The sequence below is a fragment of the Pseudoflavonifractor sp. An176 genome (assembly GCF_002160435.1).
Classification (GTDB): Bacteria; Bacillota; Clostridia; order Oscillospirales; family Oscillospiraceae; genus Enterenecus; species Enterenecus faecium.
The window spans coordinates 261004-280016 of the sequence record NZ_NFKO01000001.1; the positions used below are offsets into that span (position 1 = coordinate 261004).

Genomic DNA, 19013 nt, shown 5'->3' on the forward strand with positions numbered 1-19013 from the left:
GGACAAATCCGTGGATGGTCCTTTTTTATTTCAGCAACAAGTCAATGGCAGCTTGCAACTGGTTGTCGGTGCCGCTGTCGTCCAGAGACAGCTCCACATCCGGCTGAATGCCCTCCCCAATGAGGGAGTGACCGCCGCCGGTGCAGTAGGCGGACACAGACAGGCCCAAGCCGCCCCCGTTGACCAGGGGGAAGGTGAGCTGGGCGTAGCCCTTGCCGGAGGTCACCTCGCCCACAATGGGGGCCTGGACGCTCTCCCGCAGCTGGGCGGCAAACAGCTCGGCGGCAGAGTAGCTGTTGGCATCCACCATCACCACCATGGGCAGGTCCACACAGGAGGCGTCGGACTCATACACCGTCTCCTTGCCCCACCGGGGCCGCTCGGTAAAGACGGGGCCTTCCGGGAGCAGGTAGTCCAGAGCGGCGATGAGCTCGGCCACATAGCCACCGGGATTGCTGCGCACATCCAGCACCAGGCTGGTGGCCCCCTGGTCCATGAGGCTCTGCACCTCTCGACTCAGGGAAGAGGCCGCCCCGGAGTAGAAGTTGTCCAGGCGCACATAACCCACGCCGTTATCCAGCAGCTTGCTGCTCACCGAGTCGCTTTTCAGGGTCTGGCGGGTACAGGTCACCGTGCGGGTGGTCCCGTCCTCTCCCAACAGGGTCAGCTCCACCTGGGTGCCCTCTTCCCCCGCAATCCTATCCGTGGCCTCATAGCGGGCATCTCCAGCCACTGACGTGCCATCCACATGGGTGATGACATCCCCAGCCTTGACCCCGGCCTGCTGAGCGGGGCCCTCCTCGGTGACCTCCTGCACCAGCAAGCCATCCTCCCGGTCATAGCTGACGGTGACACCGATGCCCACATAGTTGTTAGCCCGGCTCTGCAAGGTGTTCTGGTAGCTCTCCGGGTCCAGGTAGTAGGACCAACGGTCTCCCAGTCCTTCCACCATGCCGTTCAGAGCACTGTCCACCGCCTTGGACAGGTCTGCATCCGTCTCCACAAAGGAGAACTTGGCCAGCAGATACCCCTGCATCAGGGCGATGCCATCTTTACCAAACACCACCACAGCGGCGCCTGCCACGGCTCCCAGTGTCAACACCAGAGTCAGTACCACCGCTATGACGATCTTCGCCCAACCGGGAAACCGGCGGCGCTTTTTTTGCTGTTCCTCCATGTGATAACCTCCTTGGCCTATGCTTATGCGGGACCATACCCCCACATTTCAAAAAAGAACCAGGGGGTGCAGAACCAGTCTGCACCCCCTCAGAGAAATCATACTTTACAGCCCACTGAAGCTCAGGTTGGGATAGAGATCCAGGGCGCTGGCGCGCTGGCCGTTGATACGCAGCTCAAAGTGCAGGTGGTTACCGGTGGAGCTGCCAGTGGTGCCCACGTAACCAATCACCTGACCGGCGGACACAGACTCACCCACACTGACGCTAGGTGTGCTCTGCATATGAGCGTACAGAGTGGCATAGCCATTTCCATGGTACACAATGCAGTAGTTACCGTAACTGCTGCCGGCACTCTCAGGCACCACAGTGGTCACCACGCCGTCCTTGGCACACTGGATGGGGGTGCCGCCGGGAGCGGGAACATCAGTGCCGGTGTGAGTCTCCCACACACCAGTGATGGGATGATAACGACCGCCGAACACAGAGGAGATGTAATAGTAGCCAGGCAAAGGCCAATACCAGTTACCGGAGGGGTCCACCACGGGGTTGCTGCTGCCGCCACCGGAGTTACCTCCACCACCAGTACTGCTACCGCCACCAGTGTTGCCACCATTGCTGGGAGGAGCGGGCGTGGGGGTGGGCTTGGGCTTCTTGGCCTCTTCCAGCTGCTTCTTATACTTCTCCTCAGCCTCAGCCAAATCTGCCTCGATCTGCTTCTGTTCAGCCTCCAGTTGAGCTTCCTCGCTGTCGTAGCTCTTCTCATCCTCCAGCAGCTGCTGATAGTACTCGTCCGCCTCTTTCTTCTGGCTGTTCAAATCAGCCTTGGCGGTCTCCAGCTGGCTCTGGGCAGCTGCCTGCTCATCCCGGGCGCTCTGCAGATCATCCCGGGCCTGGGCCAGATCTGCCTGGGTCTGCTCCAGCTGGGTGATGATCTTATCGTTGTAGTTCATGATGTCGGTGACCAGCATCATGTAGTCCAGCAACTCCGAAAAGCTGGAGGCCTGGAAAATGATAGAGATAAAGGAGGCGCCGCCGTTCTCTTCCATCCAGCGGGTCTGGGTGTAGAACTCGTCGTACTGCTGGTCCTCCTGCTCCTCCAGCTCGGTGATCTCGGCCTTTTTGTCCTCGATCTGCTGGTCATAGCTGTCCAGCAGCTTCTGGCTCTCGCCGATCTGCTGCTCGGTGAGGAGGATTTGCTCCTGGAGCAGAGCCAGCTTCTCTTGCGTGGCCTCCTTGTCGTCCTGAAGGGCATCCAGCTTCTTTTGCAGCTCAGACCGCTGTCCCTGGACATCTTGGAGGCTGCTCTTGTAGTTGTCAATGTCTTGCTGTGTCACAGCTGCGCCAGCCAACGTGGTCATGGCGGGCATGAGCACGGACAACAGCATGACCACAGCCAGAAGCAACACCATGACTCGGATTCCTGTTTTTTTCATCATGACACTCCTTTTACACACGCAGGAAACGGCGGATGGCCAGGCCAGAGCCGCACACACCAATGAGGACACCTGCCAGGGCAAAGACCCCCAGCACCCAATACCAAACCGCCCCGAAGGTCACCGGAATCACAATAGTGGCGGCACTGCTGGTCATCACCGCTTTGTACACCCCGGCGTAAATGCCCCACTGGGCAAAGAAGGCCAACAGGGCGCCAAACAGGCCCAACAGCATACCTTCAATGACGAAGGGCCAGCGGATGAAACTGTCGCTGGCACCGCACATCTTCATGATGGCGATCTCCTCCCGGCGGGCAAAGGCCGCCAGGCGTACCGTATTGGCAATGATAAACAGGGAGATGGCCGCCAAAATGCCGATCAGAATGCCCGCCACAGCGGTGGCCACATTTCGCACGGTGATAAATGCGTCGGTCAAATCCTGCTCCGCCCGGTGATCTGCCACCCCTTCCAGGGCGGACACCTCATCCACCGTCTGGGAGAACTTCTCCAGATCATAGACGTGGATGACCAAGCGGTCCCGGAACACCTCGTCGGGCATGTTCACAAACATCTCCTCGGTGCGGCCTCCCAGGTATTCCTCCTTGGCCTGTTCCCGGCTGACAAACTCCACCGAGGCCACGTTGTCGATCTGTTTGACCTTGGCCTCCAGCTCGGTAATCTGTTCATCGGTATAGTTCTCGTCGATGTAGGCGTAAAAGACGTTTTCACTCTCCAGCTGGCTCATCACCTGGTCGGCGTTCAGGGCCAGCAAACTAAAGGAGCCCATGATAATGAGGCAAGCCACAATCATGCACACAGCGGCAAAGGACATCAGCCCGTGGGAGAAGATGCTGTGAAATCCCTCGCTGATAAAATATCCAAGGTTGGTTCGCCGTTTTCTCATAGTTTGTAGTAGCCTCCCTCTTCATCGCTGATGAGTTCTCCGTTTTGGATGGCCACCACACGCTTGGAGAAATGATTGACAAGGCCTCGCTCGTGGGTGACCACCAGCATGGTGGTGCCCATGGAGTTGATGCGCTCCAGCAGAGTCATGATTTCCAGGGAGCGCTGGGGGTCCAGGTTTCCGGTGGGCTCGTCGGCGATGATCATCTGGGGATTGTTCACCAGTGCTCGGGCAATGGCCACACGCTGCTGCTCGCCGCCGCTCATCTCGTTGGGGTAGGCTTTTGCCTTGTCGCTCAAGCCCACCAGGTCCAGTACGTAAGGAATGCGCTTTCTCATCTCCCGGTTGGTGGCGCCGATGATGCGCATGGTAAATTCCAGATTGCCCCACACCGTCTTTTTGTCGATGAGTCGGAAGTCCTGGAAGATGACACCCAGGGTGCGGCGCATCTTGGGAATCTGGCGGCGCTTGATGGTGCTGAGGTTGTAACCATTTACCATCACGCGTCCCTTGGTGGCAAATTCTTCCGCCGTCAAAAGCTTGATGATGGTGGATTTACCTGAGCCGGAAGGCCCCACCAGAAAAGCGAATTCTCCGTCATCTATCCGTAAATTCAGTCCTTTTATGGCTTTTGTGCCGTTGTCATATTCTTTATAAACGTCCACCATTCGTATCATGGAATTGACCTCTCCGTAGTAACTATTTGTAACCATTTGTTACACATATCTTTTTTCATTATATACTGCCCTTTGACCTGTGTCAACAATTTATGCCCATATATGTAAATAGGAAAAGAGCACCTGGAACCAGGTGCTCTTTGAACAGGTGACAAATTAGGACTCAATTCCCCGGGAAACCAGATACTTTTTGACCATCAGGGCCACCTTGAAGGTGATGGCGTCGTCAAACTCTCTCAGGTCCAGGCCGGTGAGCTTTTTGATCTTTTCCAGTCGATAGACCAAGGTGTTGCGGTGGACAAACAGCTTCCGGGCGGTCTCAGAGACGTTGAGGTTGTTCTCGAAGAACTTGTTGATGGTGAACAGGGTCTCCTGGTCCAGGGCATCAATGGGGTTCTTCTTAAAGACCTCTTGCAGGAACATCTCACACAGAGTGGTGGGCAGCTGATAGATCAGACGGCCGATGCCCAGGTTCTCATAGTTGATGATGGAGCGCTCGGTGTCAAACACCTTGCCCACCTCGATGGCCACCTGGGCCTCCTTATAGGACCGGGCCAGATCCCGGACATGGCCCACCACGGTGCCCATGCCCACAACGGTCTTGATTCCCAGCTCCCGCAGCAGGGTCTCCTGGATGTTCTGGGCGATCTTGTACACGTCCCGGGCGTCGGTGTGCTCGCTGAGCTGCTTGACCAGGGCCACGTCGGTCTCGCTGAGGGAGAGGACGAAGTCGGTCTGACGGTCGGGGTACAGGTTGGTCATCACATCCACGGCGGACACGTCGGGCACACCCAGCTGGCGCACCAGCAGGACCACCCGGGGCACCTCGGAGACGAAGTGCAGCTCCTTGGCCCGGACATAGATGTCGCCCAGGAGGATGTTGTCGGACAGGATGTTCTTGACAAAGGTAGCCTTGTCGTGCTTCTCCTCATAATAGGTCTTGGCACCGTTGAGCGCGATGGTGGCCATGGCGCACATGGTGGCAGCCTGCTCATCTTCACCCCGGACAAAGGCGGCATAGTCAAACTGACCATTCCAACCGGACATGGCCTTAAAGGTGAAGCCGTTGCTCACCACCATGTTGTCCCCTTCGGCAGCCAACAGTGCGGGTACATTCCCCCACTTCTCACCAATGTAAGCCAATTCGTTACATGCCAGTACGGTGCCCTGCTCGTCGATGACTCCGATGGCTCGGTCGGAGCAATCCTTCATCTGGAGAACGATGCTCTGGAAAATGCGGCTGGACATTGCGCAATCCCCTTTCCTGGCAGTTTGACGCTTCCCACTGCCTTGTTTATTTTCACAAATGATATTATATCGGTTTGTCCCGCCGACTTCAATAGTTTTTTTTAATTTTTTTGGTGATATTGCCATAACTTTCGTCTCATTGACGGAAAAGCTCTTGCAATTCCTCCTGGGTTAGTGCTCTCCAACCACCTTTATCCAGTTGGGGGTCCAGCTGGAGGGGCCCAAACCTTATGCGTTTTAGATAAGATACCGGTTTCCCACGGGCTGCCATCATCCGCTTAATTTGGTGATATTTTCCCTCTCGGATAGTGATATAAGCCGAAGTATTCCCTTCTAGAAGTTCCAGTTTTCCCGGTAGGCACTGGTATCCATCCCGCAATACAATGCCCTGGGACACCGCCTCCACGTCCTGTTGGTCCAGAATTCCGTCCACTTCCACGTAATATACCTTGTCCACATGGCGCTTGGGAGCGAGCAGACGATGGGCCAGCGGTCCGTCGTTGGTGAGAAGCAGCAGCCCCTCCGTGTCCTTGTCCAGCCGCCCCACTGGAAACAGCCCCATGGCGGGATAGGGGTCTGGGAGCAAGTCCAGCACGGTCTTCTCCTCCCGGTCCTCTGTGGCGGACACCACCCCGGCAGGCTTATGCAGCATCAGATACACCGGCCCCGCCGCTCCAATGGAAGCGCCGTCCACCGCCACCAGGGCGTCCTCTTCCACCTTCTGGTCAATGCTGCGGCACACCTGGCCCTGCACCTGCACCCGGCCCGCCCGAATGAGCTCCCTTGCCTCCTTCCGGCTCCACCGTCCTGTGGATGCCAGCCGCTTGTCCAATCGCTCCATATCCCTTCTCCTTTTCCTTGTGTGGTATGGTTGTAGAAATTGTATCATATTTTCCCGGGAAAATACATATCCATCCTGTGTATGAGTCCATGAAGACGGGAGGAATCAACATGCTCATTGTCACGGCTCGCATTCCCCGGCGCCGACTGATGGCGGGGGGCGTCAGTGTTCTGTGCTGCTGTCTGGTGCTGGTGGTGGCACTGGTTCTGAGTCTCAATGGGGGAGCAGTGCCCACCTCAGCCTCTGTGTCGGGGATGGAAGACAACTCGGCCCGGGTCACCTATCTCCAGCAACGGGGCTGGACGGTGGGAGACCAAGCGGTTTCCACCCAAGAACTGCTCATCCCGGACACTCTGGATGAGAGTTATGACTCCTATCAGACCTTGCTGCGTCAGCAGGGCTTTGACCTGGAGAACTACTGCGGCCAGCGGGTCCAGCGGTACGTCTATCCGATCTCCAACCATCCCACCGGGCGGTCGGATGTGCAGGCAGTGCTATTGGTGTGTGACGGGACCTTGATTGGGGGACACATCCAGGCCGCTGATGGCAGCTTTGTCAGCACCTTGGACTTCCCCGCCGCATCGGCAGCCCCGTCTGCCACGCCGTCCCCAGCGCCTTCTGCTGCTCCCTCTCCTGCTGCCTCCGCCACCATCTAGACGAAAATGGGCCTGTGGTGTTCCACAGACCCATTTTGCTGTTTCCTTCAGTTTTTCATCATGTGCACGTTCAGGTGTGGATAGGTCATCTCAATGTTGTTGGCATCAAAGGCGGGCTTGATGGCCTCCATCAAATCATAGTGCACCGTCCAATAGTCCTCATTGGCGCACCAGACCCGGATGATATACTCAATGGCGCTATCCTGGTAATTGTTCACCCGAACCATGATGGGCTTTTCCCGGTCCACCAGGGGGTTGTCCTCCACCACTTTGGACAACACCTGTTTCACCTGTTCGGTGGGTGCATCATAGGAGGCGGTGACTTTGATCTCCACCCGGCGGTGGGTCTGGCTGGAGTAGTTGACCACATTGGAACCCACAATGGTGCTGTTGGGCAACTGGATGAGCTTGTTGTCCACGCTGGTGAGCTTGGTATAGAACAGGCCAATCTCATACACGGTGCCGGAGCAATTGCCCGCGTCCACGTAGTCCCCCACCTTGAAGGGCTTGGATGCCAACAGCTGGAGGCCGGCAAACACGTTGGACAGGAAGTTCTGGATGGACAGGGACAGGGCCAAGCCTGCCACAGAGAGCAGGGCCACAAAGGAGGTGACCGGAATCTCCAGACAGCTCATGAGGACAATGGCCGCCACCGCCAGCAGCAGGATCTTGATGGAAGTGCGGACCAGGGTCTTGATGGTCTCATCTGTGGGAAGACGGCCCAGCATCCGGTCCACCAATTTCATGATGATCTTGATGACGATCAAACTGACCACAACCACCGGCACGATGATCAGAATCTTCCCCACGGCAAAGTCCACCAACTGGCTCAGCAATTCCGTGAGATTGTTCCATGGCATAAGCAACCCTCGTTTCTATTTATTATATAATCATATTACCATAGACAAAGGGTATCCTCAATGAAAAATACACCAAACTAATCCTACCCTTTCTTTCACTTTTTGAATTTCTAGAGAAAGATTTTCTAAGGAGTGTATACAAAATTCAGGTTCTTGATTGAAGTAAATCTTCCAATATGGTAAACTGGAGGTGCATAGAAATGTTTATTACCATCTATACAAAGGAGATGAGAATATATATGAGATTAGGAAAAAAAAGCTATCATCAAAACAACCCAAAACGTAATCAGCACAAAAGACATTCTTTTATTACTTCAGATTTTAGGCCCACTACTTCTCTAAGAAACGCAGAGGTATCTGTATCCCATTCCTCCCCAACCATCCGTACTTCCTCCACAACACCAGGCTTTAAAATCGTTTCTACCTCTAGCCAAAATAAAAAGCCTCGCTATATCGTCTTTCAACATAACGCTGAGCTTTATGTTGGGCGACAGTCTGGGAAAACTCTACGTGATATCACACGATTTACCGCTGAAACACCTGCTCAACTGGCTGGAAGTGAAGTTGTTATCAAGCGCAAAGGTATGTCTCGTGTAGAAGTTGCTAGTATTGTAAACGCAATGTCCAACCCCAACATGGACACATATGACAGCTGATTCTATCTCTATACGAAAGATGATGATTTACTATGACTGTTAAAAAAAAGGATACAAGAAGTTTGATAGATACCAAAAATTTAGAGTATTCTCGTAATCACCTAAACCGTGATCGAGAATATGTCAAACTGCTCCAACATTATGTAAATAATCAGCGCCGTACGGATATATCTCAACTTATTCTTAAAATTTTCTTTTTTTTGATTGTATGTAGTACCTATGTTATCACAATTTATTTTGGAGGGCAGACAATTTTAAATGTTTCCAAAAAAGAAAATATTTCTTTGGCCGATCTAGGTGCTGCTCTCACAGGTCTGGCTAGCATACTAAGTGTTATCATTATACTTCCTAGTAAAATCGCAGAACATCTGTTCCCTTCCGGTGGTGATCAAAGCAGCACCGACTTTATACAGTCCATGCAAAGTTATGATTTGTCCAAAAGTAGTTCTCAAAAATATCTATCGGATGAAAGCGACCTAGTGATACAGGTTCCTGAATCTACCAAGAATGGTCTAGCAACACCTGACCCGGATTCTTCCTCAGATTGATGTTCTCTTTTCACCCGTGTTGTTGCAATCATGTTTCAAAATGGAAAGTTTAAAATACCGAGAACTGTCAGTTCTCGGTATTTTTCGTATTTCACTTTTTGTTTTTAAATTATTTTTGCTGTGTAAAATAAAAGAGCGGCCCGAAGGCCGCTCTTTTGGGAACAACTAAAAATTAGTCGTTGATGACGTCGATAACAACACCGGAGCCAACGGTACGGCCGCCCTCACGGATAGCGAAGCGCAGGCCCTTCTCGATGGCGATGGGGGTGATCAGCTCAACGTTCATGTCGACGTTATCGCCGGGCATGCACATCTCAGTGCCCTCGGGCAGAGTGATGACGCCGGTCACGTCGGTGGTACGGAAGTAGAACTGAGGACGATAGTTGTTGAAGAAGGGGGTGTGACGGCCGCCTTCCTCCTTGGACAGGACGTACACCTGGCCAACGAACTTGGTGTGGGGGTGAATGGAGCCGGGAGCACACAGAACCTGGCCACGCTCGACCTCCTTCTTGTCGATACCACGCAGCAGAGCGCCGATGTTGTCGCCAGCCTCAGCGTAGTCCAGCAGCTTGCGGAACATCTCGATGCCGGTGATGGTGGTGTCCTTCTTCTCCTCGGACAGACCAACGATCTCCACCTTGTCGCCCATCTTGACCTGGCCACGCTCCACACGACCGGTAGCAACGGTGCCACGGCCGGTGATGGTGAACACGTCCTCAACGGGCATCAGGAAGGGCAGGTCAGCCTTACGGTCGGGAGTGGGGATGTAGCTGTCAACAGCGTCCATCAGCTCCTTGATGCAGGCGAAGTCGGGATCGTTGATGTCGCCGGACTCGCAGGTCAGAGCGTTCAGAGCGGAACCCTTGATGACGGGGATCTCGTCGCCGGGGAACTCGTACTCGGACAGGGTCTCGCGGACCTCCATCTCCACCAGCTCCAGCAGCTCCTCGTCGTCAACCTGGTCGCACTTGTTCAGGAACACGACCATGGCGGGCACGCCCACCTGACGGGCCAGCAGGATGTGCTCACGGGTCTGAGCCATGGGGCCGTCGGTAGCAGCGATAACCAGGATAGCGCCGTCCATCTGAGCAGCGCCGGTGATCATGTTCTTGATATAGTCGGCGTGGCCCGGGCAGTCAACGTGGGCATAGTGACGAGCGTCGGTCTCGTACTCCACGTGGGCGGTGTTGATGGTGATACCACGCTCACGCTCCTCGGGAGCCTTGTCGATGCTGGAATAGTCCTCGTACTGAGCCTGACCCTTCAGAGCCAGGTACTTGGTGATGGCAGCGGTCAGGGTGGTCTTGCCGTGGTCAACGTGGCCGATGGTGCCGATGTTGACGTGGGGCTTAGTACGCTCAAACTTTTGCTTAGCCATTTTGAGTTTCCTCCTTATACTTCAATAAAATTGGATTCATTCATCCAGACCCATGATGGGCCTATTTTATCCTATCGCTGGGAAAAAATCAACAGATTTTTTCCCAGCTATTAAGATTTTTAGTCGTCCTTACGACCACGCTGGGCAATGATCTTCTCAGCGATGTTCTTGGGGATCTCCAGATAGCTGTGGGGCTCCATGGAGTACTGGCCACGGCCCTGAGTGCGGGAACGCAGGTCGGTGGCGTAGCCAAACATCTCACTCAGAGGCACCAGAGCATCGATCTGCTGGGCACCGGGACGAGCTTCCATGCCCAGAATCTGGCCACGGCGGCTGTTCAGGTCACCAATGACGTCGCCCATGTAGTCCTCGGGCACGATGACGGAAACCTTCATGATGGGCTCCAGCAGGCAGGCGCCAGCCTTGCGGCAGGCCTCCTTAAAGGCCATGGAACCGGCAATCTTAAAGGCCATCTCGGAGGAGTCCACTTCGTGGTAAGAACCGAAGGTCAGGTGGACCTTCACGTCCACCACGGGGTAGCCGGCCAGAACACCGGCCTGCATGGCACCCTGGATACCAGCGTCAACAGCGGGGATATACTCCTTGGGAATGACACCGCCGGTGATCTCATTGAGGAACTCATAGCCCTTGCCAGGCTCGTTGGGCTCCACAGTGATGCGGACGTGGCCGTACTGGCCCTTACCGCCGGACTGACGGGCATACTTGGTGTCCTGCTCCACGCTCTTCTTGATGGTCTCCTTGTAGGCGACCTGGGGAGCGCCCACGTTGGCCTCCACCTTGTACTCACGCAGCAGACGGTCCACGATGATCTCCAGGTGGAGCTCGCCCATGCCGGCGATGATGGTCTGACCAGTCTCCTCGTCGGTGTAGGTCTTGAAGGTGGGGTCCTCCTCAGCCAGCTTGGCCAGAGCGATGCCCATCTTCTCCTGACCGGCCTTGGTCTTGGGCTCGATGGCCACGCGGATAACGGGCTCGGGGAACTCCATGGACTCCAGGATGATGGGGTGGTCGTCCACACACAGGGTATCGCCGGTGGTGGTGTTCTTCAGACCCACAACGGCGGCGATATCGCCGGAGAAGACCTCCTCGATGTCCTCACGGTGGTTGGCGTGCATCTGGAGGATGCGGCCAATGCGCTCCTTCTGCTTCTTGGTGGAGTTGAGCACGGTGGAACCGGTGGTCAGCTTACCAGAGTAGACACGGATGAAGGACAGACGGCCCACATAGGGGTCGGTCATGATCTTAAAGGCCAGAGCGGAGAAGGGGGCGTTGTCGTCGGCGGGACGCTCGTCCTCTTCCTCGGTCTCGGGATCCACGCCCTTGATGGCGGGGATGTCCAGGGGGGAGGGCATGAAGTCCACGATAGCGTCCAGCAGCTTCTGCACGCCCTTGTTGCGGTAAGAAGTACCGCACACCACGGGCACCAGCAGGTTGTCGATGGTACCCTTGCGCAGAGCCTTGCGGATCATATCGGTGGGGATCTCTTCCTCCTCCAGAGCCAGCATCATGATCTCGTCGTCGATGTCGGCGCAGGCGTCGATGAGCTTGGTCCGGTACTCCTGGGCCAGCTCCATCATGTCGGCGGGGATCTCCTCCACGCGCATATCCTTGCCCAGATCATCATAGTACACGTCGGCCTTCATCTCCACCAGGTCGATGATGCCGCGGAAGGTATCCTCGGCGCCGATGGGCAGCTGAATGGGCACAGCGTTGCACTTGAGACGATCGTGGATCATGTGCAGCACGTTGTAGAAGTCGGCGCCCATGATGTCCATCTTGTTGACGTAGATCATGCGAGGCACCCGGTAGTGGTCGGCCTGACGCCACACAGTCTCAGACTGGGGCTCCACGCCGCCCTTGGCGCACATGACGGTGACAGAGCCGTCCAGCACGCGCAGGGAGCGCTCCACCTCAACGGTGAAGTCCACGTGGCCCGGGGTGTCGATGATGTTGATACGAGTCTGGGGGAACTGCTGAGCAGAACCGCTCCAGAAACAGGTGGTAGCAGCGGAGGTGATGGTGATACCACGCTCCTGCTCCTGAGCCATCCAGTCCATGGTGGCGGTACCATCATGGGTCTCACCGATCTTGTAGTTCACGCCGGTGTAGTACAGGATACGCTCGGTCGTAGTGGTCTTACCGGCATCGATGTGAGCCATGATACCGATATTACGGGTATTCTGCAGAGAAGTCTTTCTAGTAGCCATATCTCTGTTCCTCCCGGATTACCAGCGGTAGTGAGCGAAGGCCTTGTTGGCCTCAGCCATCTTGTGAGTGTCCTCACGCTTCTTCACGGCGGAGCCGGTGTTGTTGGCGGCGTCCATGATCTCGCCAGCCAGACGCTCCTTCATGGTCTTCTCACCGCGGTTGCGGGAGTAAGTGGTCAGCCAGCGCAGACCCAGGGTCTGACGGCGCTCGGGACGCACTTCCATGGGCACCTGATAGGTGGAGCCGCCCACACGACGGGACTTGGTCTCCAGAGAAGGCATGATGTTCTCGATGGCAGCGTTGAACACCTCCAGGGGCTCCTGGCCGGTCTTCTCTTTGATGATGTCAAAGGCACCGTAGACGACCTTCTGGGCAACACCCTTCTTGCCGTCCAGCATGATGCTGTTAACGAGCTTAGTGACTAAGACGGAATTATACAGCGGATCGGGCAGAACCTCCCGCTTGGGTACGTTTCCTCTTCTGGGCACTTTGCTTCCCTCCTTCTTAATAAAATAGAATTCATAGGTACTCAGGCCCCGATGGCCGGGGCTTGTGTCATGCCTGTCCGAGGTCTACCCACATATATATGGAATAAACGCTCGGCAAGGCGCAGTTTGCCTTGCGCAGTCAGCGCAGTAAGCAAGTTAGATGCACAGGTGGGGTAAGAATTACTTCTTAGCGCCGCCCTTGCCGGCCTTGGGACGCTTGGCACCGTACTTGGAACGGGCCTGCATACGGCCATTGACGCCCTGGGTATCCAGAGTGCCACGGATGATGTGGTAACGCACGCCGGGGAGGTCCTTAACACGGCCGCCGCGGATCAGCACCACGGAGTGCTCCTGCAGGTTGTGGCCAACACCGGGGATGTAGGCGGTCACCTCGTAGCCGTTGGTCAGACGCACACGAGCGATCTTACGCAGAGCGGAGTTCGGCTTCTTAGGAGTGGAAGTACGAACGGCAGTGCAGACGCCGCGCTTCTGAGGGGAGGGCAGGTCAGTCTCCTTGTTCTTCAGGGTGTTCAGACCATGCTGCATGGCGGGAGAGTTGGACTTGTAGGTAGTCTTCTCACGGCCCTTGCGCACCAATTGGTTAAAAGTAGGCATGATTTTCCTCCTTTCAATGAATATATATTTTAACGAACTCTCCGTAGATTATTCGCTAAAATCAAAAAATTATACAGTTGCCGCTACAGCGGCTCCCACGGCGATGCCGCAGGCATGTCCCAGAGCCTTCATGGTGTCCGTCCAGTGGACCTCCACCCCTTGCTCCTGGGCCTGTTGAGCCAGTGGCTCGGTGAGGGCGGGATCGGCATTTCGTGCCAGATAGATTCCCGTCGCCCGCCCATCTTTCAGGGCCCGGCGAACCTGCTTGACGCCCACAACCTTGCCGGCTTGTTCCAGTTTGGTCAGCATCCAAGCAGACCTCCTTTTTGGCATATCAGCACAATTTGGGATTGTAGCACAAAATCGTCCTCTCGTCAAGGAAAAACGCCCAGATTCACCTATCTATTTTTTACTCTTTTTCCCGCCATTTCCTTGTGCAATCTGTCTGCCTCTTGCCAAACCGTCCCCTGGAGGCTATAATGGGGGCACACTGTAAACTGGAGGTTTTGATTGACATGGCTCTCAATCAGCAATGGTTTGACGATATGGAAGCCCGCATCCCCCACGACGGGGTGCGCACCCGCTTCGCCCCCTCTCCCACGGGCTACATGCACGTGGGCAATCTCCGCACCGCCCTGTACACCTACCTCATCGCCCGCCACGCCGGCGGCAAGTTCATCCTCCGCATTGAGGACACCGACCAGGGCCGTCTGGTGGAGGACGCCACCGAAATCATTTATAATACCATGCGCTCCTGCGGCCTGACCTGGGACGAAGGTCCCGACGTGGGCGGCCCCGTGGGCCCCTACATCCAGACCGAGCGCCGCTCCTTCTACGCCGAGTACGCCAAGCTGCTGGTGGAGCGCGGTCACGCCTACTACTGCTTCTGCGATAAGCACGAGGAGACCGAGGAGGAAGAGGGCAACTTCCAGAAGGAAGAGGACCCCTGCCGCAACCTCGACCCCGAGGAAGTGGCCGCTCGTCTGGCCAATGGTGACCCCTATGTCATCCGCCAGCGCATCCCCCACGAGGGCCAGACCACCTTTATGGACGCCGTGTACGGCGCCATCACTGTGGACAACGACACCCTGGACGACCAGGTGCTGCTGAAACGGGACGGTCTGCCCACCTATAACTTCGCCAACGTGGTGGACGACCACCTCATGGGCATCACCCACGTGGTACGCGGCGCCGAGTACCTCTCCTCTGCCCCCAAGTACAACCTGCTGTACGAGGCCTTCGGCTGGGCCATCCCCACCTACGTCCACTGCTCCTCTGTCATGATCACCGACCCCGAGACCGGGGCCGTGCGCAAGATGTCCAAGCGCAAGGGCGACCCCTCCTACGAGGACCTCATCCAGATGGGCTATCTGTCCCAGGCTGTGGTGAACTACGTCTCCCTGCTGGGTTGGGCCCCCCACGGTGAGCTCAGCGAGCAGGAGTTCTTCACTCTGGACGAGCTGGTGAAGGCGTTTGAAATCTCCGGCATCTCCAAGTCCCCCTCCGCCTTCGACATGGAGAAGCTCAACTACTTCAACGCCACCTACCTGCGCTCCATGACCCCTGAGGCCTTTGCTGAGGTGGCCCGGCCTTACATCCGCCAGGCCGTCACCAACGAGGCCTATGACGCCGACGTCATCGCCTCCCTGCTCCAGGCCCGGTGCGAGCGCCTCACCGACATCCCCGAGAAGGTGGACTTCTTCGATGTGCTCCCCGAGTACGGCGTGGAGCTGTTCACCAACAAGAAGTCCAAGACCAACTCTGAGGTGTCCCTGGACATGCTGGAGAAGACCGTCCCCGTCCTCTCCGCTCTGGAGAACTGGACTCAGGAGGGCATCCACGACACCCTCATCCAGCTGGCCGAGTCTTTGGGCGTGAAAAACGCCACCCTCATGTGGCCCCTGCGCATTTCCATCGCCGGCAAGACCGTCACCCCCGGCGGCGCCGTGGAGCTGTGCTACATCCTGGGCAAGGAGGAGACCCTGCGCCGCATGGAGCTGGGTGTCCAGAAGCTGAAAGCCTGATTCCCTCTATAACTACGGCGGAAGCAGCCATTTGGTTGCTTCCGCTGTTTTTCTATGGTCAATCATCTGCTCTTCTCCAATGTCTTTATGCAGACTTGCCAGTCTGGCGGGGACGCTCCGCTAGGGGTCTATTTTTGAGCGGCCAAAAATAGACGAAAAAGCCGCCTAGGGGTTGCACCCCTAGGTACCCTGCTTGGGTCAGTAGTCCTTTGACTCTGGATAAATCCCAACCGGCCCAGGGGTAAGCCGATCCTCTATGCCGCTACATCCGCTACCGCTCAATCTTCCAGAGTGGAAGGAACTGCCCCAGAAGGATAGGGCCGGTGGTGGGTGGGAACTGCAAGTCTCCACCATGCACCGACGCTATACCCAAGGAATCGCCGTGGCAATACGGGGAATATATCAGCGGCAGCGGAGCAAGAAGAACCAGACAATCCTTCCTCCCTCAGCGTCGGTGGGGGATGCTCCAGCGCCATGCAAGGAGACCTCAGGGGGTACCTAGGGGGAACGCCCTAGGCGATTCTTTCCCCGATTTCTCATCGCGGAGAAATCGGGCCCAGCGGAGCGTATTTGCCACGCTAGCAAATCTGCGCCTAGTACAGAAAAGAGGGACAGCCGCCGAATTGGAAGCTGTCCCCTTTGCTCATTTCACCCGCAGTTTCTTCACCAGATCCTCCTGGGGTGTGACATACACCGTGTTATAGGTGTTGTAGATGACAAAACCGGGCTTGGCCCCCGCAGGCTTCTTAATGGCTTTCACAGGGGTCACATCCACCGGCACCTGGGCGGAGTCCTTGGCCTGGGAGAACCAGGCAGCCAGCATGGCCGCTTCGGTCACCGACTGATCGTCGGGCTGGACCCCTCCGGTCTTCAAAATCACGTGGGAGCCGTGGAGCTTTTGCACATGGAACCACAAATCCCGCTTGTCCGAGTCCTTCAAGGTCAGGCGGTCGTTCTGGCTGTTGTTCTTGCCCACCAAAATGGTGAGGCCAGCGGAAGAACGAAACTCCATGGGCTTGGCGTGGATGATCTTCACCTTGCCCTTGGCGGTCATCTTCCGCTTATGCTGGCGCAAATATCCGTTGTCCATGAGCTCCTGACGGATCTCCTGCAAGTCCCGGTCCCCCTCGGACAAGGTGATCATTTGCAGCACGCTGTCCAGGTACTCCAGCTCGGTGCGGTTTTTCTCCAGCTGGATGGCCAGCATCTCCTCCGCCTTCTGGGCCTTTTTGTAGTCCTTATAGTACTTGGCGGCGTTTTGCTGGGGGGTGAGCAGGGGGTCCAAGGGGATTTCCACCTCTCTGCACTCCGGGTCATAGTAGTTCTGGGCCACCAGCACCGACTGGCCCCGGTGCATCTGATAGAAGTTGGTGGTGATGATGTCCCCGTACTCCCGCATCTGCTCCCGGTTGCCCGCGCGCCGCAGGTCTGCCTCCTGGTTGGCGATCTTCTTGGCGGTGCGGTTGCGGGCCTGGGTCACCGACCGGATGAAATCCGCCCCCCGCTGTTTCACCCGCTCCTGGGCCTCCCGGGCGGCGTAGTAGTCGTCCAGCAGCTGGGAGAAGGTCTCACAGCGGGTCAATTCCACTTCGGGGCCGTATTGCAGAATGGGCAGGAAGGAGAAGTCCATCTCCTTCCCCTCTTTTTTCAGCACCACCGGCTCATACTTGCCCTCCAGGATGATGGAGCGCAGCCGCAGCACCTCCCGGGCCAGGCCCCGGGAAGTCTCGTCGGCCCGGAAGGCCAACTCCCGGGCCACCAGGGGGGAAATGCCGCTGAAGGTGTCCAGCAGCCACTTGTCCTGCCCCTCTCCCTGGGGCGCCTGGCTGGACACCAGCTGCTCCAGCTCCTCCTCCCCCATGGCGGTGAAGTCCAGCTTGCCCGTGGGCACGGGGTACTGGTAGAAGAGGCCGGGCATCACCGGGCGCTGGGCGGAGATATCCCCGTCCACCCGGCGCATGCTGTCGGTGATGCGCCCCGCTCCGTCCAGCATAATGAGGTTGGACTTGCGGCCGATGCACTCCAGCACCAGGGCCCGCTCCACCCGGTCCCCCAACTCGCTGAGGGTCTCAAAGCGGAACTCCAGCAGCCGCTCCATGGGGGGCTGTTTGATTTCCAGAATGCGGCCACCCAAGAAATACTTGCGCAGCAGCATACAGAACATGGGGGGCGTCTCCGGGTTCTCCCGGGTCACAGTGGTGAGCTGGGCTCTGGGGTGGGCGGGGTTTGCCGACAGCAGCAGCTTCACATTTCCCTGCCCGGTGCGCATGTGCAGCACCACCTCATCCCGGGTGGGCTGATAGATCTTGTCCACCTTTCCGCCGGTGATGCGTTCCCGCAGCTCTCCGGCTAAGGCGGTCATGACAATTGCATCCAAGGGCATGGCTCATTCCTCCGTCATCATCCGTTCAAACAGCTCATTGAGCCGGTCCAGACGGCCCTGCAAGTACAGCCAGCCGAACAGGGCCTCCAGCCCGGTGGCGGCGTGGTACTCTCCCACGCTGGCCCCCTTGGGGATGGCGGCGGTGTGGCTGTTGCGGGCCCGGCGGTACACGTCCTGCTCCTCCTCGGTGAGGATGGGCAAAATCAGCTTGACCCGCTTGGCCTGGGCGGGGGCGGAGACATAGGTCACCGCCGCACGGTGCAGCCCCTTGTTGGTGGCCTTGCCCTTCAGGCACAGCCAGGTGCGCACCATGAGCTCATACACTCCATCCCCCAGATGGGCCAGCGCCAGGCTGCTCATGGGGTGGAGGACATCCTGTCCCACTGACAGGTGAAAGTAATCCATACGATTTCTCCATTCTCTAGGTTGGCCCGGGCGTCCCCGGACATTCGGCATCTCTCCATAGTCTACCCCGTCCAGGCGAACTTGGCAAGTGTTTTCCGTTTTCCCCCTTCTCCCGGCACAAAAAAAGCCTGTCAGGAAAGGCTTGGCCGTTCCGACAGGCTAAACAGAGAGGGTGTCTCTGGAGTTGTTTGTCCGGGGGGCTCCGACTGCTGCCAGAGCAGCCCCGGTTGTTCGTTCGTCGCTGTCAGGGGAGGTCTCAGCTCTGCCTGGACATCTCTTCCTGACATGGCCTATGATACCAGAACCCCCATGTCGAATGATAGACAATTTGGGAACCCATTGTGAACCTTTTGTAAACCCCAAAATCGGCCTCACACAGGGGCAGTCTGCCAAAAAAGCTCATGTGCACACAAGAAGGATATGGTTTCTTGCATCATCCAAAAAGCCCTCGGCAGAGTTTTCCAGCCCGAGGGCGGGAAAATAAATTGAA

At 56.8% G+C, this 19013-nt stretch carries 18 protein-coding genes; 4 read left to right on the plus strand and 14 right to left on the minus strand.

The features are described 5' to 3' along the window. Positions 1 to 25: 25 nt before the first annotated feature. The 6 genes from B5F12_RS01235 to B5F12_RS01260 all read right to left on the minus strand — a co-directional run bounded on the left by B5F12_RS01235 (position 26) and on the right by B5F12_RS01260 (position 6281). Complete coding sequence (locus B5F12_RS01235) at positions 26 to 1177, minus strand: S41 family peptidase (protein ID WP_087229041.1); 1152 nt, start codon at positions 1175 to 1177, stop codon at positions 26 to 28. A 105-nt stretch (positions 1178 to 1282) separates the two neighbouring features. Further along, positions 1283 to 2611, minus strand: coding sequence for a M23 family metallopeptidase (locus B5F12_RS01240; protein ID WP_143482296.1), 1329 nt, complete (start codon positions 2609 to 2611; stop codon positions 1283 to 1285). A 13-nt stretch (positions 2612 to 2624) separates the two neighbouring features. Then, entirely contained in the window at positions 2625 to 3515 is an 891-nt protein-coding gene (gene ftsX, locus B5F12_RS01245) for a permease-like cell division protein FtsX (RefSeq protein WP_087229047.1), read from the minus strand. After that, positions 3512 to 4192 carry a cell division ATP-binding protein FtsE gene (gene ftsE, locus B5F12_RS01250; RefSeq protein WP_087229050.1) on the minus strand — a complete coding sequence of 227 codons (681 nt, stop codon included), beginning with the start codon at positions 4190 to 4192 and terminating at the stop codon, positions 3512 to 3514. Before ftsE ends, ftsX begins: the two co-directional genes overlap by 4 nt. A gap of 156 nt (positions 4193 to 4348) precedes the next feature. Continuing rightward, the gene (locus tag B5F12_RS01255; protein ID WP_087229054.1) at positions 4349 to 5440 is read right to left on the minus strand and encodes a helix-turn-helix domain-containing protein; all 1092 of its coding nucleotides are present in this window, start codon (positions 5438 to 5440) and stop codon (positions 4349 to 4351) included. Positions 5441 to 5576: 136 nt separating this feature from the next. Further along, positions 5577 to 6281 (minus strand): 16S rRNA pseudouridine(516) synthase, encoded by a 705-nt coding sequence (locus B5F12_RS01260; protein ID WP_087229057.1) that lies wholly within the window; start codon positions 6279 to 6281, stop codon positions 5577 to 5579. A gap of 110 nt (positions 6282 to 6391) precedes the next feature. Here B5F12_RS01260 and B5F12_RS01265 point away from each other — a divergent pair, with 110 nt between their 5' ends. After that, positions 6392 to 6937 (plus strand): DUF4830 domain-containing protein, encoded by a 546-nt coding sequence (locus B5F12_RS01265; protein ID WP_158096719.1) that lies wholly within the window; start codon positions 6392 to 6394, stop codon positions 6935 to 6937. A gap of 47 nt (positions 6938 to 6984) precedes the next feature. Here B5F12_RS01265 and B5F12_RS01270 read toward each other — a convergent pair whose 3' ends face one another. Continuing rightward, the gene (locus B5F12_RS01270; RefSeq protein ID WP_087229060.1) at positions 6985 to 7797 is read right to left on the minus strand and encodes a mechanosensitive ion channel family protein; all 813 of its coding nucleotides are present in this window, start codon (positions 7795 to 7797) and stop codon (positions 6985 to 6987) included. A 200-nt stretch (positions 7798 to 7997) separates the two neighbouring features. On the opposite strand from B5F12_RS01270, the gene B5F12_RS11630 reads away from it, so the two are divergent. Next, entirely contained in the window at positions 7998 to 8453 is a 456-nt protein-coding gene (locus tag B5F12_RS11630) for a hypothetical protein (RefSeq protein ID WP_143482297.1), read from the plus strand. A 32-nt stretch (positions 8454 to 8485) separates the two neighbouring features. Further along, a complete protein-coding gene (locus B5F12_RS11635) occupies positions 8486 to 9001 on the plus strand; it encodes a hypothetical protein (protein WP_143482151.1) in 516 nt (171 codons plus the stop codon). A 172-nt stretch (positions 9002 to 9173) separates the two neighbouring features. Here B5F12_RS11635 and tuf read toward each other — a convergent pair whose 3' ends face one another. The 5 genes from tuf to B5F12_RS01295 form a co-directional block, all read right to left on the minus strand. Further along, positions 9174 to 10379: an elongation factor Tu gene (gene tuf / locus B5F12_RS01275; RefSeq protein ID WP_087229063.1), complete on the minus strand. Its 1206-nt coding sequence runs from the start codon at positions 10377 to 10379 to the stop codon at positions 9174 to 9176. A gap of 119 nt (positions 10380 to 10498) precedes the next feature. Next, positions 10499 to 12607: an elongation factor G gene (gene fusA, locus B5F12_RS01280; protein ID WP_087229066.1), complete on the minus strand. Its 2109-nt coding sequence runs from the start codon at positions 12605 to 12607 to the stop codon at positions 10499 to 10501. An 18-nt stretch (positions 12608 to 12625) separates the two neighbouring features. Next, positions 12626 to 13096: a 30S ribosomal protein S7 gene (gene rpsG / locus B5F12_RS01285; RefSeq protein ID WP_087229069.1), complete on the minus strand. Its 471-nt coding sequence runs from the start codon at positions 13094 to 13096 to the stop codon at positions 12626 to 12628. Positions 13097 to 13276: 180 nt separating this feature from the next. After that, positions 13277 to 13711, minus strand: coding sequence for a 30S ribosomal protein S12 (gene rpsL / locus B5F12_RS01290; protein WP_087229072.1), 435 nt, complete (start codon positions 13709 to 13711; stop codon positions 13277 to 13279). Positions 13712 to 13780: 69 nt separating this feature from the next. Continuing rightward, complete coding sequence (locus tag B5F12_RS01295; RefSeq protein ID WP_087229075.1) at positions 13781 to 14020, minus strand: ribosomal L7Ae/L30e/S12e/Gadd45 family protein; 240 nt, start codon at positions 14018 to 14020, stop codon at positions 13781 to 13783. A gap of 206 nt (positions 14021 to 14226) precedes the next feature. Between B5F12_RS01295 and gltX the strand changes: the two genes are divergently transcribed. Continuing rightward, positions 14227 to 15735, plus strand: a complete 1509-nt coding sequence (gltX, locus tag B5F12_RS01300) for a glutamate--tRNA ligase (protein ID WP_087229216.1) — start codon at positions 14227 to 14229, stop codon at positions 15733 to 15735. 643 nt (positions 15736 to 16378) lie between these two features. Here gltX and B5F12_RS01305 read toward each other — a convergent pair. Both B5F12_RS01305 and B5F12_RS01310 read right to left on the minus strand, forming a co-directional pair. Further along, the gene (locus tag B5F12_RS01305; protein WP_087229078.1) at positions 16379 to 18118 is read right to left on the minus strand and encodes an NFACT RNA binding domain-containing protein; all 1740 of its coding nucleotides are present in this window, start codon (positions 18116 to 18118) and stop codon (positions 16379 to 16381) included. 3 nt (positions 18119 to 18121) lie between these two features. After that, positions 18122 to 18523: a ribonuclease III domain-containing protein gene (locus tag B5F12_RS01310; protein WP_087229081.1), complete on the minus strand. Its 402-nt coding sequence runs from the start codon at positions 18521 to 18523 to the stop codon at positions 18122 to 18124. Positions 18524 to 19013: the final 490 nt, after the last annotated feature.